Source organism: Lysinibacillus antri (assembly GCF_003977595.1).
GTDB classification, from domain to species: Bacteria; Bacillota; Bacilli; order Bacillales_A; family Planococcaceae; genus Ureibacillus; species Ureibacillus antri.
Genome location: NZ_RYYR01000024.1, coordinates 14,737 through 29,467 on the forward strand (window position 1 = coordinate 14,737; position 14,731 = coordinate 29,467).

The 14,731-nt window shown below is 36.9% G+C and carries 16 protein-coding genes and 1 riboswitch; of the genes, 13 read left to right on the forward strand and 3 right to left on the reverse strand.

Features of this window, described 5'->3' with window-relative positions:
• The first annotated feature begins 56 nt into the window (after window positions 1–56).
• Window positions 57–1,073 (forward strand): S66 family peptidase, encoded by a 1,017-nt coding sequence (locus tag EK386_RS14875; RefSeq protein WP_126659974.1) that lies wholly within the window; start codon window positions 57–59, stop codon window positions 1,071–1,073.
• Between the two features lie 46 nt (window positions 1,074–1,119).
• On the opposite strand, the gene EK386_RS14880 is transcribed toward EK386_RS14875, so the two are convergent.
• Both EK386_RS14880 and EK386_RS14885 read right to left on the reverse strand, forming a co-directional pair.
• Window positions 1,120–1,539 carry a universal stress protein gene (locus tag EK386_RS14880; RefSeq protein ID WP_126659975.1) on the reverse strand — a complete coding sequence of 140 codons (420 nt, stop codon included), beginning with the start codon at window positions 1,537–1,539 and terminating at the stop codon, window positions 1,120–1,122.
• A 12-nt stretch (window positions 1,540–1,551) separates the two neighbouring features.
• On the reverse strand, window positions 1,552–2,985 hold the full coding sequence (locus EK386_RS14885; protein WP_126659976.1) for a SulP family inorganic anion transporter: 1,434 nt from the start codon (window positions 2,983–2,985) through the stop codon (window positions 1,552–1,554).
• A 121-nt stretch (window positions 2,986–3,106) separates the two neighbouring features.
• Between EK386_RS14885 and EK386_RS14890 the strand changes: the two genes are divergently transcribed.
• The 11 genes from EK386_RS14890 to EK386_RS14940 all read left to right on the forward strand — a co-directional run bounded on the left by EK386_RS14890 (window position 3,107) and on the right by EK386_RS14940 (window position 11,362).
• Window positions 3,107–3,661 (forward strand): recombinase family protein, encoded by a 555-nt coding sequence (locus EK386_RS14890; RefSeq protein WP_126659977.1) that lies wholly within the window; start codon window positions 3,107–3,109, stop codon window positions 3,659–3,661.
• A 340-nt stretch (window positions 3,662–4,001) separates the two neighbouring features.
• On the forward strand, window positions 4,002–4,166 hold the full coding sequence (locus EK386_RS14895) for a Flp family type IVb pilin (protein WP_126659978.1): 165 nt from the start codon (window positions 4,002–4,004) through the stop codon (window positions 4,164–4,166).
• A gap of 92 nt (window positions 4,167–4,258) precedes the next feature.
• A complete protein-coding gene (locus EK386_RS14900) occupies window positions 4,259–4,423 on the forward strand; it encodes a Flp family type IVb pilin (protein ID WP_126659979.1) in 165 nt (54 codons plus the stop codon).
• A 59-nt stretch (window positions 4,424–4,482) separates the two neighbouring features.
• Window positions 4,483–4,989 carry an A24 family peptidase gene (locus EK386_RS14905; protein ID WP_126659980.1) on the forward strand — a complete coding sequence of 169 codons (507 nt, stop codon included), beginning with the start codon at window positions 4,483–4,485 and terminating at the stop codon, window positions 4,987–4,989.
• A gap of 1 nt (window position 4,990) precedes the next feature.
• On the forward strand, window positions 4,991–5,365 hold the full coding sequence (locus EK386_RS14910) for a TadE/TadG family type IV pilus assembly protein (RefSeq protein ID WP_218939074.1): 375 nt from the start codon (window positions 4,991–4,993) through the stop codon (window positions 5,363–5,365).
• A complete protein-coding gene (locus EK386_RS14915; protein WP_126659981.1) occupies window positions 5,366–6,349 on the forward strand; it encodes a pilus assembly protein TadG-related protein in 984 nt (327 codons plus the stop codon).
• Window positions 6,350–6,373: 24 nt separating this feature from the next.
• A complete protein-coding gene (gene cpaB, locus EK386_RS14920) occupies window positions 6,374–6,949 on the forward strand; it encodes a Flp pilus assembly protein CpaB (RefSeq protein WP_158674441.1) in 576 nt (191 codons plus the stop codon).
• Entirely contained in the window at window positions 6,946–8,091 is a 1,146-nt protein-coding gene (locus EK386_RS14925; RefSeq protein ID WP_126659983.1) for a CpaE/TadZ family protein, read from the forward strand. The genes cpaB and EK386_RS14925 overlap by 4 nt, the downstream gene beginning before the upstream one ends.
• Before the next feature lie 24 nt (window positions 8,092–8,115).
• Window positions 8,116–9,444 (forward strand): TadA family conjugal transfer-associated ATPase, encoded by a 1,329-nt coding sequence (locus EK386_RS14930; RefSeq protein WP_439331239.1) that lies wholly within the window; start codon window positions 8,116–8,118, stop codon window positions 9,442–9,444.
• Between the two features lie 5 nt (window positions 9,445–9,449).
• Window positions 9,450–10,421 carry a type II secretion system F family protein gene (locus tag EK386_RS14935; RefSeq protein ID WP_126659985.1) on the forward strand — a complete coding sequence of 324 codons (972 nt, stop codon included), beginning with the start codon at window positions 9,450–9,452 and terminating at the stop codon, window positions 10,419–10,421.
• 2 nt (window positions 10,422–10,423) lie between these two features.
• On the forward strand, window positions 10,424–11,362 hold the full coding sequence (locus EK386_RS14940; RefSeq protein WP_126659986.1) for a type II secretion system F family protein: 939 nt from the start codon (window positions 10,424–10,426) through the stop codon (window positions 11,360–11,362).
• A 39-nt stretch (window positions 11,363–11,401) separates the two neighbouring features.
• Here the strand turns inward: EK386_RS14940 and thiC are convergent, their stop codons facing one another.
• Window positions 11,402–13,147 carry a phosphomethylpyrimidine synthase ThiC gene (gene thiC / locus EK386_RS14945; protein WP_439331240.1) on the reverse strand — a complete coding sequence of 582 codons (1,746 nt, stop codon included), beginning with the start codon at window positions 13,145–13,147 and terminating at the stop codon, window positions 11,402–11,404.
• Window positions 13,148–13,313: 166 nt separating this feature from the next.
• Window positions 13,314–13,429, reverse strand: a riboswitch (TPP riboswitch).
• A gap of 129 nt (window positions 13,430–13,558) precedes the next feature.
• Here thiC and EK386_RS14950 point away from each other — a divergent pair.
• Window positions 13,559–14,668, forward strand: coding sequence for an iron-containing alcohol dehydrogenase (locus EK386_RS14950; protein WP_158674442.1), 1,110 nt, complete (start codon window positions 13,559–13,561; stop codon window positions 14,666–14,668).
• The last annotated feature ends 63 nt before the right edge of the window (window positions 14,669–14,731 follow it).

The window sequence follows — 14,731 nt, forward strand, 5'->3', positions numbered from 1 at the left end:
TGGCTGTGTGATCTAATATGTTAGTAATAATAGATTTAATGGAAATGGGGAAATGAATGATTATATATCCGAGTTTACATAAGCCAGTAAAAGTTGGTGTAACGGCTCCCTCAGCTGGATTACATTTTGATGAGCATTCACTCCTAGAACGTGCAATATATCGATTGAAGTCAAATGGCTATCTTGTGGAAGTGGGTAATACTTGTTGGACACAGTATAAGGCGAAATCAGCACCAGCAAAAATTCGAGCTAGTGAGTTAAATGCAATGCTAGCAGATGAAACCATTCAATTAATTTTTCCACCTTGGGGAGGGGAATTATTGATTGAAATTTTAGAGTATGTAGATTTCGAAAAGTTAAAGCCAAAATGGATGATTGGGTACTCTGATACCAGTGTACTATTGTTAGCACTTACGTTAAAAACGGGGATTGCGACTGCCCATGGGACAAACCTTGTAGACTTGCGTGGTGAATTTTCGGATCCTACTACGGCCGTGTGGGAAAAAGTATTGCACACAAAAGCAGGGGAGGAAATTGTCCAATACCCATCTGAAAAGTACCAAGCGGAGTGGCAACATCAATATGAAACAGATTGCGTATTTCATCTGACAGAACAGACTAAGTGGAAAACCATATCGAATACACCTATGTATATAAGGGGACGGCTATTAGGTGGATGTGTGGATGTGATTCGCCATTTGGTTGGTACGCCTTATGGGGATGTACGGCAATTTCAAAAGCAATACATTCAAAGTGAGCCGATTATTTGGTATTTTGAAAACTGCCAAATGAATGTAACAGACTTGCAAAGATCACTGGTTCAAATGAAACTGGCTGGATGGTTTGATCATTGTAGTGGCATTCTGTTTGGAAGAAGTGCAGCCAATGAGCCAGTGGGGGATTATCACATATTAGATGTTTATATGGAACTGGCAGAAGAACTAAACCTTCCTATTGCCTATGATATTGACTGCGGACATATGCCACCTCAGTTAACTTTTGTTAATGGTGCTTATGCAGAAGTAAGGGTGTCTAACAATAATGGAAGTATGGTTTTACAAAAGTTCATATAAATGAGAAACCCGCGAATGTCTCTTTTGCATCCGCGGGTATTATAGTTTATTTTACAATTAAAGCAGGGCAATTTACACGTTTCATGACTTTATGACTGACACTACCTAAAACCATCTCTTGTAAACCGTTTAATCCACGACTACCGATCACGACTAAATTTACTTGTTGCTCATTGGCATATTTCACAATTTCTGGTCCGGGTGCACCGTGTAAAATGTTCACTTTATAATTAACTTTTGAATCCTTTAATAATTGTTCAATTTTCGAGATTTTTTTCCGACGTTCAAGATTCAATGCTTCACTTGAAGTTGAATGCAATACGTCAGATTTTGACTTTTCAAAGTCGGCAACAAACACGACTTCAATAACTGTTTCACTATCACATGAAGCAATTTTGATCGCTTCTTTGGCTGCTCGCACAGCATTTTCAGAGCCATCTGCAGCTAATAAAATCCGTTTATACATGGTATTCCCCCTTTAGTGAGATGACGACATTCCTTGTAATTTCGAAATGATTTTCTTACTTGGAGCATCTAATTCGATGACATCCACTTGTATTCCTTTTTCTCTCAATAAATCCTCTACTTTTACCAAGGCACCTACACCGGAATCATCCCATATACGACTGTTAGAAAAGTCGATTTGAATACTTTTACTCGTAATATCATTGTATTTGAAATAATCGACAAAAGAATCTGTTGAGGCAAAGAATAGTTGCCCATTTACAATATAGCGACTTCCATCTTGTTGAATTTTCAAGATTGAAATTTTAACAACAAAGAAGATGGCACTTAATACAACACCTGCGATCACACCTTTAGATAAATCGTGTGTCCAAACAACGATAATGACAGTTGTAAGCATGACGATTGCATCCGTACGAGGTGCTTTCGCCAAATATTTAAATGAAGTCCAATCAAAAGTGCCGATACAGACCATAATCATTATGCCAACTAATACAGGCATTGGAATTTTAACGACCAATTCTCCAAGGACAAGAATTAAAAACATTAAAAAGAGGCCCGCAATCAGAGTTGATAGTCGTCCACGTCCACCTGATTTTACATTAATCACAGATTGTCCAATCATTGCACAACCTGCCATACCACCGAAGAAACCAGTAACAATATTAGCGATCCCTTGACCACGTGCTTCTTGATTTTTATTACTTTCGGTTCCCGTCATGTCATCCACAATTTGTGCAGTTAATAAAGATTCAACTAAACCAACAATGGCTAATGATAAGGAGAATGGGAAAATAATTTGTAATGTTTCTAAGTTAAATGGAACGTCTGGAATGATAAAGGATGGTAACGTTTGTGTAATCGTTCCTAAATCGCCAATTGTTCTTAAGTCTACCCCACTAAAAATGGCTACGATTGTTAATAAAATGATTGCAATAAGTGGTGCTGGTATCACTTTAATAAATCGTGGTAATGTATAGACAAGGATTAACGTAACCCCAACAAATACATATGTCATCGTAGAAATACCGATAAAATGCGGTACTTGTGCCATAAAAATTAATATCGCAAGTGAATTAACAAAGCCAATCATCACGGCATTTGGAATAAACTTCATCAGCTTAGCGATTTTTAAATAGCCAAAAATGATTTGAATCACCCCAGTGAGAAGGGTCGCTGCAAATAAATATTGCAAGCCATACTCTCTTACAAGCGGAACCATGACGAGTGCCATTGCGCCAGTTGCAGCGGAGATCATCCCAGGACGTCCGCCAGCAAACGCAATGATGACAGCCATCGTAAATGATGCATATAAACCGACCATGGGATCAACACCGGCGATAATGGAAAAGGCAATTGCTTCTGGAATGAGAGCGAGTGCCACGACAATACCGGATAATATATCGCCACGCACGTTGCCAAACCATTGTTGTTTTAAACTTTGCATGGTACTCTCCTTTACATATCGATTTTGCCAATAACAAAGATCGAAAAAATTTCTTTGACTATCATAACACCTTAATTCCTAAAAAGGAACATTTTTGGGAATACTCTAAGGAGCGATTAAAATGATTTATGGATATGTAAGACCTTTATATAATGATGAACATTGCGAAAAACAGTTAAGTAAATTAAAGCCTTATTGTGATCAAATTTTTAAAGAAACGCATGGCGCGCCAAAAAAGCGAATCGAGTTGGAATCGCTGTTAATGCAATTGCAAAAAGGCGATGTCATTGTGGTCCAACGCATGTTCGCTTTAGCAGATACGACCAGTCACCTACATGAATTACTAAAATTATGTGAAAAAGATGAAGTGACCATACAGTTCCAACAAGAGCAGGTAGAGACGAACGGAGCTTTACCGTTTTCATTAACAGAGATGGTCAGCGCCTTCTTAAGTTTCCAGTCCGACATCGTGAAGCAGTCCACTACTTTAGGCATCGCACAAGCAAAGGAACAAGGAAAAACAATTGGTCGACCGAAAAAATCTGATGACAATATAAAAAAGGCTATTGCCATGTATCACTCTGGAAAATATACACTACATGATATTAAGAATGAGACGGGTATAAGTAAATCAACACTGTATAGATATTTAGAAGCTTTAGAAGACGAAAAATAATGATAAATATTTGATAAAAGGACTGAGGACAAACTCGAGGGAATTCGAGTTTCTCTTCGGTCTTTTTTGCATGGGTAAAAAGTTTCGGGAAAATTTTTGATGAACCTTTGAAATTACGGGTTTTCATGTTATATATAGTGTTTTTAATTACTAAGGATTTATTTAATTTACAAAATATTGAAATTTAAATAATAAAAAAGTAACTACTTTTAGTAATAATTTGACCTAAATACCCATAAGTTAAGGTGTGAGTGTTACCAGTGCTTGGATACTTTTTGAAATTATCTTTGATTCTACATAGCACTGGAACACAAAAATTTATTATTGGGAGGAATTTAGTATGGAACAATTAAAAAGATTGGTGATGGAAGAAGAAGGAGCAACGATGGTTGAGTATGGCTTAATAGTAGCTTTAATAGCGGTAGTTGCAATGGTTGGTGCAAAAACACTAGGTACAGCTGTTCATACGCTATTCAATGGTCTTGCAGGGGATATTAAAAAGTAGTACTTGATATTAGAAAGGTGTTTTTTGGATTAGAGAACTTACATTTAAATGTTGTGAATGGATATAAAAGTTTATTAATAGGGGGAAATGGTATGGAGACATTAAAAAGATTGGTAATTGAAGAAGAAGGCGCAACAATGGTTGAGTATGGTTTAATAGTAGCTTTAATAGCAGTGGTTGCAATGGTTGGTGCAAAAACATTAGGTACAGCTGTTCATACGCTATTCGATGGTCTTGCAAAAGACATTAAAAAGTAATTGAAAGCCTCGCTAATGAGCGAGGCTTTCTCAAAATTTCCTATAAGGAGGAAATTTCCTTGGTAGAGATTGTATTGTTATCCGTTTTATTAATTTGCTTAATTACTGATATTTATAGTAGAAGAATATTAAATGTCGTTACGATACCAGCTATTTTGTTCGGGCTCATTTATTTTACTGCTCAGTCTGGATTAGAAGGTCTATGGTTCAGCTTTAGCGGTTTCATACTTGGTTTAATCTTGTTGCTTATTCCTTTTATGTTAGGGGGAATGGGAGCAGGAGATGTAAAGCTAATGGCTGCGATTGGTGCATTAATGGGATCTACTTTTGTTTTGTACGCTTTTTTTTTTACAGCCGTTATAGGAGGTTGCATTTCTGGAATTATTCTTTTACGAAGAATGGGAATAAAACAAATGGCGACCCATATGTTTATAACGTTTGCAGTTTTCCGGGGAAATGCAAAAGAAATGCATGCAACCACTGAAGGGAAAAGTAAATTCTCTTTTCCATATGGTATAGCCATTGTAAGTGGAACATTACTAGCTTACATATGGGGAGGATTCTGATGTGAAATCCCAAAAAGGGAATGCAATGGTTGAATTGGCTTTAGTATTACCAATATTGATTTTACTTTTATGTGGAATCATTGACTTTGGAAGAGTATTTCATGTTTACTTGACAATTGATCATGCAGGTCGAGAAGCAGCTAGAACAGCAAGTTTAGGGAAATTTAGTGATGTTGTAACAATAGCAGTTGATAAAAGTGGAAGTTTAATTTCAGCAAGTGATGTGACGGTATCATATAGTGACCCTAACAAAGTAAGCGGATCCTTGGCTACAGTAAAAATTGATTACCAAATTACCTTTTTAACTCCAATAATCCAACCATTCTTTCCGACCGGCTTAACGTTATCTGATACTACAAAAATGAGGATTGAGTGAATGAATAAGTGGTTAACTCGGTATTTAGAAGGAGAACAAGGAAATGTTTTAATTTTAGTGGCAGCCGCAATGGTTGCATTAATTGGATTTACCGCCCTCGCTATTGATGGCGGTCGATTATATTCAGAGAAAAGTATGTTACAAAAAGCAGCAGATGCTGGAGCACTAGCGGGGGCACAAGAGCTTCCACTTGATTCAACTGAAGCAGAAAGGTTTGCAAAAGAGGTAGCAGAACAAAATGGTGTGCCACAGACAAATTCAGTAGTTGAATTTGCCAGTGATAAAATGTGGATTCGAGTAACAACATCATCAATTGTAGAGCACACATTTGGAAAAATATTTGGTATTACGGAAATACCAATAACTGCTACTGCAAAAGTAAAATTGAATCCACTAACGTCTGGAACAGGAGTTGTACCTATAGGGGTAGATATTGCTGATTATAAAGTATGGAAAAACTGTACTGAAATTACCTTAAAACAAGAAACTCCATCTGGTAAAAATTTGGGGGAAGAATGTAACGGGAGTAATTTAGGTTCAGGAAATACGGGGGCTTTAATCATTTCAGGTAACGGTGCAACTGATTATGAAAATGATTTAGAAAAGGGAGCAACAGTAACTGTTTCGAAAGGTGATATTCTAGAAATAAAAGAAGGTACTATGAAACAACCAAATAAAAGGGCAGTAGAAGAACGTGTGAATTCTTGTAAGGAGATATACACATATAATGCTACAACCTTTTTAACGAACCCGCCACCAGTTGAATGTGCACAAATAGTGACAGTTCCAATTTACTCAATTTACGAAGAAAAAAATAATAAGGTTTTTAAGGTTAAAATTGAAGGTTTCGCAAAATTTTTCCTCTTAGGTACGGGTGATGGTGGGAAAGAAATTATTGGCAGGTTTATGGAATTTACAGCTTCCGGCGACAGTTCCCCAACCCAACCCAATTACGGTGCGTACGGCTATAAATTAGTAGAGTAAAAGCCTAGAAAGTGGAGGATGAGCGTGAATACAAAAAAGATTTGGATTTCAGCTCTTATTTTTGGATTAATTGCGACGGGTATTTTATACTTTTCGATTCTCTCAAAGAATAAACAGGATCCACCCCCTGTAGAAGAAATTGTTGAGGAAGAACCTATAGTAGAGGAAGAACGAGTAGTTACTGAAAATACATTGATTCCAATCACTGAGGGGAAACGAGCGATGTCACTTCAAGTTTCGGTGGTACAGGGGGTATCAGGATTCATTAAACCTGGTTCTTTAGTAGATGTAGTGGCGGTATTAAATCCTTCAGAAGAAGAATTTAAATACACTGCAGGTCAACATGATTCCGCTGCTCTGTTATTACAAAATATTAAAGTGTTAGCCATTGGTCACTCTGCAGATTTGCCTGAGGAAGCAAAGAGATATGAAACTGTTACTCTCGAAGTAACGCCAAGAGAAGGTTTACTTTTGGGGTTTGCTATTAGAGATGAAAATCAAATTTATTTAACGTTACGAAGTGAAGGGGATTCATCGATTGAAACAGAAACGACTCATATTCACGAAGATGAGCTTCACAAAGGGGTGTTTAAGCCATGATAATTCAATGGTTATGCCATACAAGGAACACAGATAACTTCATAAACATTAAAAAGTGTATGACGAATGGAGGATATTCTCTCATTTTTCAAGAGGATAAAGAAGAGATTCATAGACTTCTCACTCTGAATCCGAATGCTGCAATTATAATTGACATCAATGAAGGCGAAGAAAACTATCAATATTGTGAAAGTCTTTCAATTTTACATCCGCAAGCCTTTATTATCTTGGCTGGGGAAGAAGTAGATCTTAATGTAATGAAAGCACTCCGTTGTGGTGCAAAGGATATTCTCTCTACTTCTTCTAATGAAGGAAAAATAGTGGAAGTGATAAATAGAGTAGAAAAGGCCTTCCAAATAAAGGGGAGTCAAAATCGAAAAAATGGTCGAATTATTACAGCTTGTAGTACAAAAGGTGGTGTAGGGAAAACAACACTTATTGTGAACCTTGCTACGGTCCTTGCAAAGCAGAATTATCAAGTTGCCGTATTAGATTTAAACTTACAATTCGGTGATGTGTCATTATATTATGACATAAAGCCAAAAAAGACGATTTATGAATGGGTAAAAGAAGAGTATGATGCCCCCATGAAAGACCTTAGTAAATTTATGAGCAAGCATAGCTCTGGAGTAGATATACTACCTGCACCGATTCGACCAGAATTCTCAGAGGCAATTTTAGATGAACATATCCACGAATTAATAAAACAATGTAAGGAAACTTACGATTATATCTTAATAGATACCCCTCCTTATTTAACGGAACATACATTAACCTCCCTCGAAAAGTCCAATGATATTTTACTCATGACGTTTATGGATATCGCAACGTTAAAAAATAATAAGATTTATATTGAAACGCTTGAGGCTCTTTCTTTAAAGGAGAAAGTAAAGGTAATCCTTAACCGTGAGTATAAAGTAAGAGGCATACAACCTGGAACGGTAGAAAAAATTTTAGAACTCCCCGTTTTTGCTCGCATCCCAAATAAAGAAAAACACATTACCACTTCTATTAACGAAGGGAAACCACTTACCATTACAAATCCTAAAAGCTCATTCTCCAAATCTATTTTAAAGCTTGCTAGTAATTTAAGTGGTAACCAAGTACAAAAAGCTAGTAAAAAACAATTACAACCTAGGTAATAAATATGAATGGAGGAAAATCGTTTGCCGTTATCTAAACGATTGAAAGGGAAAGAAAGTCCATCCATTCCTTCGATAGTGAGAGAAAGTGATTATCGAAAAACAAATCGAAATAAAAAGTTAGAAATACAATTGCATAATTACATTGTAGAAGAAATTAAAAATAATCCTGATCAAGATAAAAATGAAGATCGACTAAAAGAATTAGCAGAAAACTTTTTTGAAATTGAAAAAGAATACTTAACATTTGAAGAAAAAAATGAACTCATCCAGGCAGTCAAAAATGAGCTATATGGGTATGGGCCAATTACTAGATTACTAGCGGATCCTCAAATTACAGAAGTTATGGTGAATGGACCGGAAGATGTTTATTTTGAGAGAAAAGGGAAGATTTATAAAAGTGACGTTACTTTTCATGATGATAATCATGTTTTGAAAGTGATTGAGCGAATTGTTTCACCGTTAGGAAGAAGAATTGACGAAAGTAATCCGTTGGTGGATGCACGTTTACCGGATGGATCAAGGGTAAACGCCATTATTCCACCGCTCGTGTTAAATGGACCCACAATAACAATTCGGAAATTCTCCCAAAATCCATATACGATTACGGATTTAATTAGTTTTGACACATTGAGCGAGGAAATGGCAAAGTTTATGGAAATCTGCGTGAAAGCAAAGCTCAACATCTTTATTAGTGGTGGAACAGGTTCAGGGAAAACAACATCACTCAATGTACTTTCATCTTTTATTCCAAATGATGAGCGAATTATTACGATAGAAGATGCAGCCGAACTTAAGTTACACCAAGAACATGTTGTTAGCTTAGAAGCCCGACCTTCAAATATTGAAGGGCAGGGTGAAATAAAAATACGAGATTTAGTACGGAACTCATTACGGATGAGACCGGATCGAATTATTGTCGGTGAGGTTCGTAGTGCAGAGGCGCTTGATATGCTACAAGCAATGAATACGGGTCATGATGGTAGTTTGGGAACGGGGCATGCAAATTCACCTAGGGATATGTTGGCTCGCTTAGAAACAATGGTCTTAATGGCTGGGATGGATCTACCTGTACGTGCTATAAGGGAACAAATAGCAGGTGCACTTGATTTAATTATTCAACAATCAAGAATGAAAGATGGTAGTAGAAAAATTACTCATATTACCGAAGTGATCGGCATGGAAGGGGATACCATTATTCTCCAAGATTTATTTGTATTTCGTGAGACTGGAATATCCGTGGATGGAAAAGTACATGGGGAATTCGTTTCTACAGGTATTCGTCCAGTTTGCACAGAAACCCTTGAACGCCATGGTTTTAAATTTTCAACGTCATGGTTTAAAGGGGAGTGATAAATATGGAGAAGTTTACAATCTTATTCTCAATATTTTTAGTCTTTACAGTCATTTTTGCATTAGTAGGTTTGTTCATGTTAAATCAAAAAAGGCTAAATCTCATAGCATTAAGGCTCAATACATTTATACCTGATTCAATAAATGAGAGTTCAAGTAAAGAAGAGCGACTAAAGAAGTATAGAACACCATCAATTATCACGTTAGTTGGTGAAAATTTTAAAAACCTTCCTATAAATAAAAAACTGAAGAAACATATTCAAGAGGCAGGGCTACTATTAAAACCAGAAGATTTTTATGTTATTCGAATCGCTTCGTCTCTATTTCTCTTTTTAATTACCTTGCTCTTAGGGTATCACTTTATCATTAGTATTATTGCAATACTTATTGGCTTTTGGATACCTATTTTTTACTTGAACTATCGTAGAAAAAAACGTCTTATTCGTTGTGTAAATCAATTAGCAGAAGCACTTGGTATCATGGCAAATTCACTAAGAGCAGGTTTTAGCTTTATGCAGGCCATGCAACTGATTGGGAAGGAAATGCCTGATCCAATAGGTCCTGAATTTGAGCGTACTGTTCAAGATGTTTCCTACGGGGTCCCATTAGAAAAAGCTTTTGAAAATTTAGTTGATCGATTACCAGATAAAACACTTGAAATGGTTGTTAGTGCGTTATTAATTCAACGTAAATCAGGTGGGAATTTAGCGGAATTACTTGAAACCATGCAGGAAACGGTTCGTGGCCGAGTGAGAATAAAAGAAGAAATTAAAACACTAACTGCAGAGGGACGAATTTCAGGAGTTATCATTACATTACTTCCAATTGCTCTAGGAATCTATTTTTATTTTGTAAATCCTGATTACTTTACGATTCTTTTAGAAGAACTACTTGGCTGGCTACTATTAGGTTTTGGAAGTCTATTTCTACTAGTTGGGTGGTTAGTAGTTCGTATTATTGTCCGAATAGAGGTGTAGGTATGGTAATGTTCCTCTTTTTATTAAACTGCTTAGTATTTTTAATCTTAATAACAGCAGGTATTTTACTAACTGTATTTCGTAAAGAGATTTTAATTGAGCGTCGCATCACAGGTCAATTTGGTTCTTTCGATACTAAAAAAACGAATAGGCAAAATATAAAAGGTAAACAAATCGATAATTTTTTTAGTCGAGTGCTCGGACCTTCTTGGATTTATATTCGAAAAAAAGTAATCAAAACGATGTCGAAAGGTACGATGAAAGAGCTCGAAAAAAGAGTGCGGGATGCGGGTCGTCCATTTCAATTAACAGCAGTTGACTTTCGAGTTGCACAAATTAGTCTCGGAATCTATGTATTTCTAAGTTCTATCTTTTTTATTTTCCTATTTACATTTAATATCTTTTCATCTCTAATAGTAGCGACAGCTCTTGGAGGAATTGCCTTCATCGTTCCAAGTTTTTATCTTGATTATAAAAAGAAGAAACGCATTCGCTTAATAGAGAAAAATATGTCAGATTTTTTTGATATGGTAACATTATCAATTGAGGCAGGAATGGGGTTAGAACAGGCTATTTCAAATGTATGTAGGCAAACTAAAGGTCCAATATCCGAGGAATTTTTAGTCACATTAGAAGATATGAAATTGGGGAAATCAAGAAGAGAAGCATTTTTTGCCCTCCGAAACCGTGTTCCATCAGATCACTTCCAAAGTATTATTACGTCAATTATTCAAGCTAGTGAGCTAGGTATCGGTATGGGTAATTTAATGCGATCTTTAACTCAACGTATTCGGGAGCACCAACGTGAAAAAATTCGCGAAAAAGGAATGAAGGCACCTGTAAAGATGCTCTTCCCAATGGTGTTTTTCATTTTCCCGTCATTATTTATCGTAATCTTAGGTCCGTTAGCAGTAGACTTTTTAGTAAATGGGTTGTTTTAAAAGACTTGGCAATCGCCAAGTCTTTTAAAATGCATTAATTTATTGATAGATACTACTACCAGATTTTTTGAACTCCTCTGCTTTTTGTTGCATTCCTTGTTCAATAGCTTCAGCCGTTTCCAATTTATTCTCCTTTGCGTAGTTACGAATATCTTGGGAGATTCTCATACTACAAAACTTTGGCCCGCACATTGAACAGAAGTGGGCAGTTTTTGCTCCTTCAGCTGGCAATGTTTCATCATGATATTCTATCGCACGTTCGGGATCTAAAGATAAATTAAACTGATCTCGCCAGCGGAACTCAAAACGAGCTTTTGATAAAGCATCGTCGCGTATTTGTGCTCCAGGATGTCCTTTTGCTAAATCGGCGGCGTGTGCTGCTATTTTATACGTAATAACACCTTCGCGAACGTCATTTTTATTTGGTAAACCTAAATGTTCTTTTGGTGTTACATAGCAAAGCATCGCCGTACCATACCAACCAATCATTGCTGCGCCAATTGCAGAAGTAATATGATCATATCCAGGAGCGATATCCGTAGTAAGAGGTCCTAGCGTATAGAACGGTGCCTCTTTACACAATTCAAGTTGTTTATCCATATTTTCTTTAATTAAATGCATTGGTACATGTCCCGGTCCTTCAACCATCACTTGGACATCATGTTTCCATGCGATTTGTGTTAATTCGCCCAAAGTCTCTAGCTCTGCAAATTGGGCTTCATCGTTTGCATCGCGAATCGATCCAGGACGTAAGCCATCTCCTAAAGAAAAGGCAACATCATAAGCTTTCATAATTTCACAGATTTCCTCAAAATGTGTGTAAAGGAAATTTTCTTTATGATGATGTAAGCACCACTGCGCCATAATGGATCCACCGCGAGATACAATACCTGTTAGACGCTTCGCTGTTAAAGGAATATAGCGTAATAGCACACCGGCATGGATTGTGAAGTAGTCGACACCTTGCTCAGCTTGTTCGATTAAAGTGTCCCGGAACACTTCCCATGTTAAGTTTTCTGCAATACCATTTACTTTTTCAAGCGCTTGATAAATTGGAACTGTACCAACTGGAACCGCGGAATTACGAATAATCCACTCCCGAGTTGTGTGAATATTTTTCCCTGTTGAAAGGTCCATAATGGTATCAGCGCCCCAACGTGTAGCCCAAGTCATTTTTTCAACTTCTTCCTCAATTGACGAAGAAACTGCTGAATTTCCAATATTCGCATTAATTTTGACATGGAAATGGCGTCCGATAATCATTGGTTCCGTTTCAGGATGATTAATATTTGATGGAATGATTGCTCGACCATTTGCTACTTCATTGCGTACAAATTCAGGGTCCATATTTTCTCTAATCGCGATAAACTCCATCTCTGGCGTAATAATACCTTGTTTTGCATAGTGCAGTTGAGTTACATTTTTCCCTTGTTTTGCACGTAATGGTTTGCGTTTTAATCCAGGGAAAATTTTTTGATTGGCACGAGGGTCATTCATATCTTTATAGCCGTTATCTTCCGGTTTAATTGCTCGCCCTTCATACGTTTCAACATCGCCACGTTCAACAATCCAGTTACTTCGAATAGCAGGCAAACCCTTTGAAATATCAGCTGTAAAATGACAATCTGTATAGGGTCCACTCGTATCGTATACACGTACAGGTGGATTTTCTTCATCACCAAAAGTCCCAGAAGTAGGGCTTAGTGAAATTTCTCGCATTGGAACTTGTATATCGGGTCTTGAACCACTTACATAGACTTTTTTACTCCCTGAAAAACTAGACATAATGGAAATGCTTTTTTCATTTAATGAAGGTTTTGACACTTTGATTCTCTCCTTTAGAAATAAGGACGAAATCTAGAGCAAGACAAGTAGGCAAGAAAACAAGTACATAAAAAAGCCGGACCCTAAAAAAGGAAGGACCCGGCTTTAAATGCAGAAGTTTAAAAAGCTTATGTATATTTAACTTCCCCACGCTGGTATGATCCAGATCAGGTCCAAAGAGTCAAGAAACTTAAAGCGCGTTTCTTTCTCAGCCCAAGCTATTGGGCACCCCTAGTTATTTCTATTATTTTTTTAATCAGTATACATGAATTATATGGAAGTAAGAAGTGAAATTGTAAGAATAAGTAGAATTACCTACAAGAGGAATGTTAATCTAGTTATAGATTTATGTACTTGATAGGGGGGCTATGTATGTGGCGTTATCAACATCCAACAGAAATCATCTTTGGACAAGGTGAGCTAGATAATATTGATGTCTATTTAGAACAACAAGGGGTGCAACGAGCACTTTTGATTGCAACAAACTCAATTGTTAAAAGTGGTGTAGCAGAAGAACTCGTATTAAAATGCAAGGGGAAAATTGCGGGTATTGTAAGCAATATTGAACCAAATCCAACGATTCAAAATGTAGAGATGTGTGCACAAAAAGCGAGAGAATTCGAAGTCGATTACATTATTGCAATTGGTGGGGGCAGTGTGATCGATTGTGCTAAGGCAGTATGTGCAGTTGTTGCAGGAGAATGTACCGCTATGGAATTAATTGAGGGAAAAGAAATTACTGAAGCTTTACCACTGATTGCCATTCCTACTGTAAGCGGGGCGAGTAGTGAAGTGACTGGTACTACTGTAATCAGTTGGAAGGAAAAAGATATTAAAAGGGCATTTACTTCACCTCTTTTATATCCAAAACTAGCAATAGTGGACCCATCGCTTACCTATAGTTGTCCGAAACATGTTACGGCGATTTCAGGGATTGATATCATTGCCCACTCTCTAGATTCTTTAGGAAGTGTGAAGTCTAGCCCATTAACGGAGCATTTTGCAATCGAAGCGGCAAAACTCGCTTTTGAAAATCTAGAAAGTGCAGTTGAGGGTAATACAGAAGCGAAGGATAGACTCGCATTAGCAGCAGTTTTAGCAGGACTAGCCTTCTCTCAAACGGGTACAACTGCGTCACATGCTTGTTCATATATATTAACAGCTCGCTATGGTGTACCTCATGCAGAAGCTTGTGCGTTTACGTTAGATGCTTGGTTTAAAATAAATGTGCAACATAAACCGTTGTTAGAGTTACAAGTTCAGAAAATAGGGTTTGAAAATGTGGATGAGTTAGTAGTGGCATTAAATAAATTGAAAAAAGTCTTAGCTTTACGTACAACATTAGACGAACTTAGTATTCCGCTTGAAGAATTAGAGATCATCGTTGAACATTCTTTTGGAGCTGCGAATATGAAAAACAATATTGCACCTGTTGATGAGGACATGATTCGTGAAGTTTTCTTATCAAAGCGAGCAAAGTAATTTTAGGGCTTGTAAGTAATCACAAATTGAGACAAGTGCCCACAATACTGAGACACTTAGTAT

Bases quoted from the DNA above. Each gene is read 5' to 3' on its own strand.
- EK386_RS14875 (WP_126659974.1), top strand. From the start codon at position 57: ATGATTATATATCCGAGTTTACATAAGCCAGTAAAAGTTGGTGTAACG.
- EK386_RS14880 (WP_126659975.1), bottom strand. From the start codon at position 1,539: ATGTATAAACGGATTTTATTAGCTGCAGATGGCTCTGAAAATGCTGTG.
- EK386_RS14885 (WP_126659976.1), bottom strand. From the start codon at position 2,985: ATGCAAAGTTTAAAACAACAATGGTTTGGCAACGTGCGTGGCGATATA.
- EK386_RS14890 (WP_126659977.1), top strand. From the start codon at position 3,107: ATGATTTATGGATATGTAAGACCTTTATATAATGATGAACATTGCGAA.
- EK386_RS14895 (WP_126659978.1), top strand. From the start codon at position 4,002: ATGGAACAATTAAAAAGATTGGTGATGGAAGAAGAAGGAGCAACGATG.
- EK386_RS14900 (WP_126659979.1), top strand. From the start codon at position 4,259: ATGGAGACATTAAAAAGATTGGTAATTGAAGAAGAAGGCGCAACAATG.
- EK386_RS14915 (WP_126659981.1), top strand. From the start codon at position 5,366: ATGAATAAGTGGTTAACTCGGTATTTAGAAGGAGAACAAGGAAATGTT.
- EK386_RS14925 (WP_126659983.1), top strand. From the start codon at position 6,946: ATGATAATTCAATGGTTATGCCATACAAGGAACACAGATAACTTCATA.
- EK386_RS14935 (WP_126659985.1), top strand. From the start codon at position 9,450: ATGGAGAAGTTTACAATCTTATTCTCAATATTTTTAGTCTTTACAGTC.
- EK386_RS14940 (WP_126659986.1), top strand. From the start codon at position 10,424: ATGGTAATGTTCCTCTTTTTATTAAACTGCTTAGTATTTTTAATCTTA.
- thiC (WP_439331240.1), bottom strand. From the start codon at position 13,147: ATGTCTAGTTTTTCAGGGAGTAAAAAAGTCTATGTAAGTGGTTCAAGA.
- EK386_RS14950 (WP_158674442.1), top strand. From the start codon at position 13,559: ATGTGGCGTTATCAACATCCAACAGAAATCATCTTTGGACAAGGTGAG.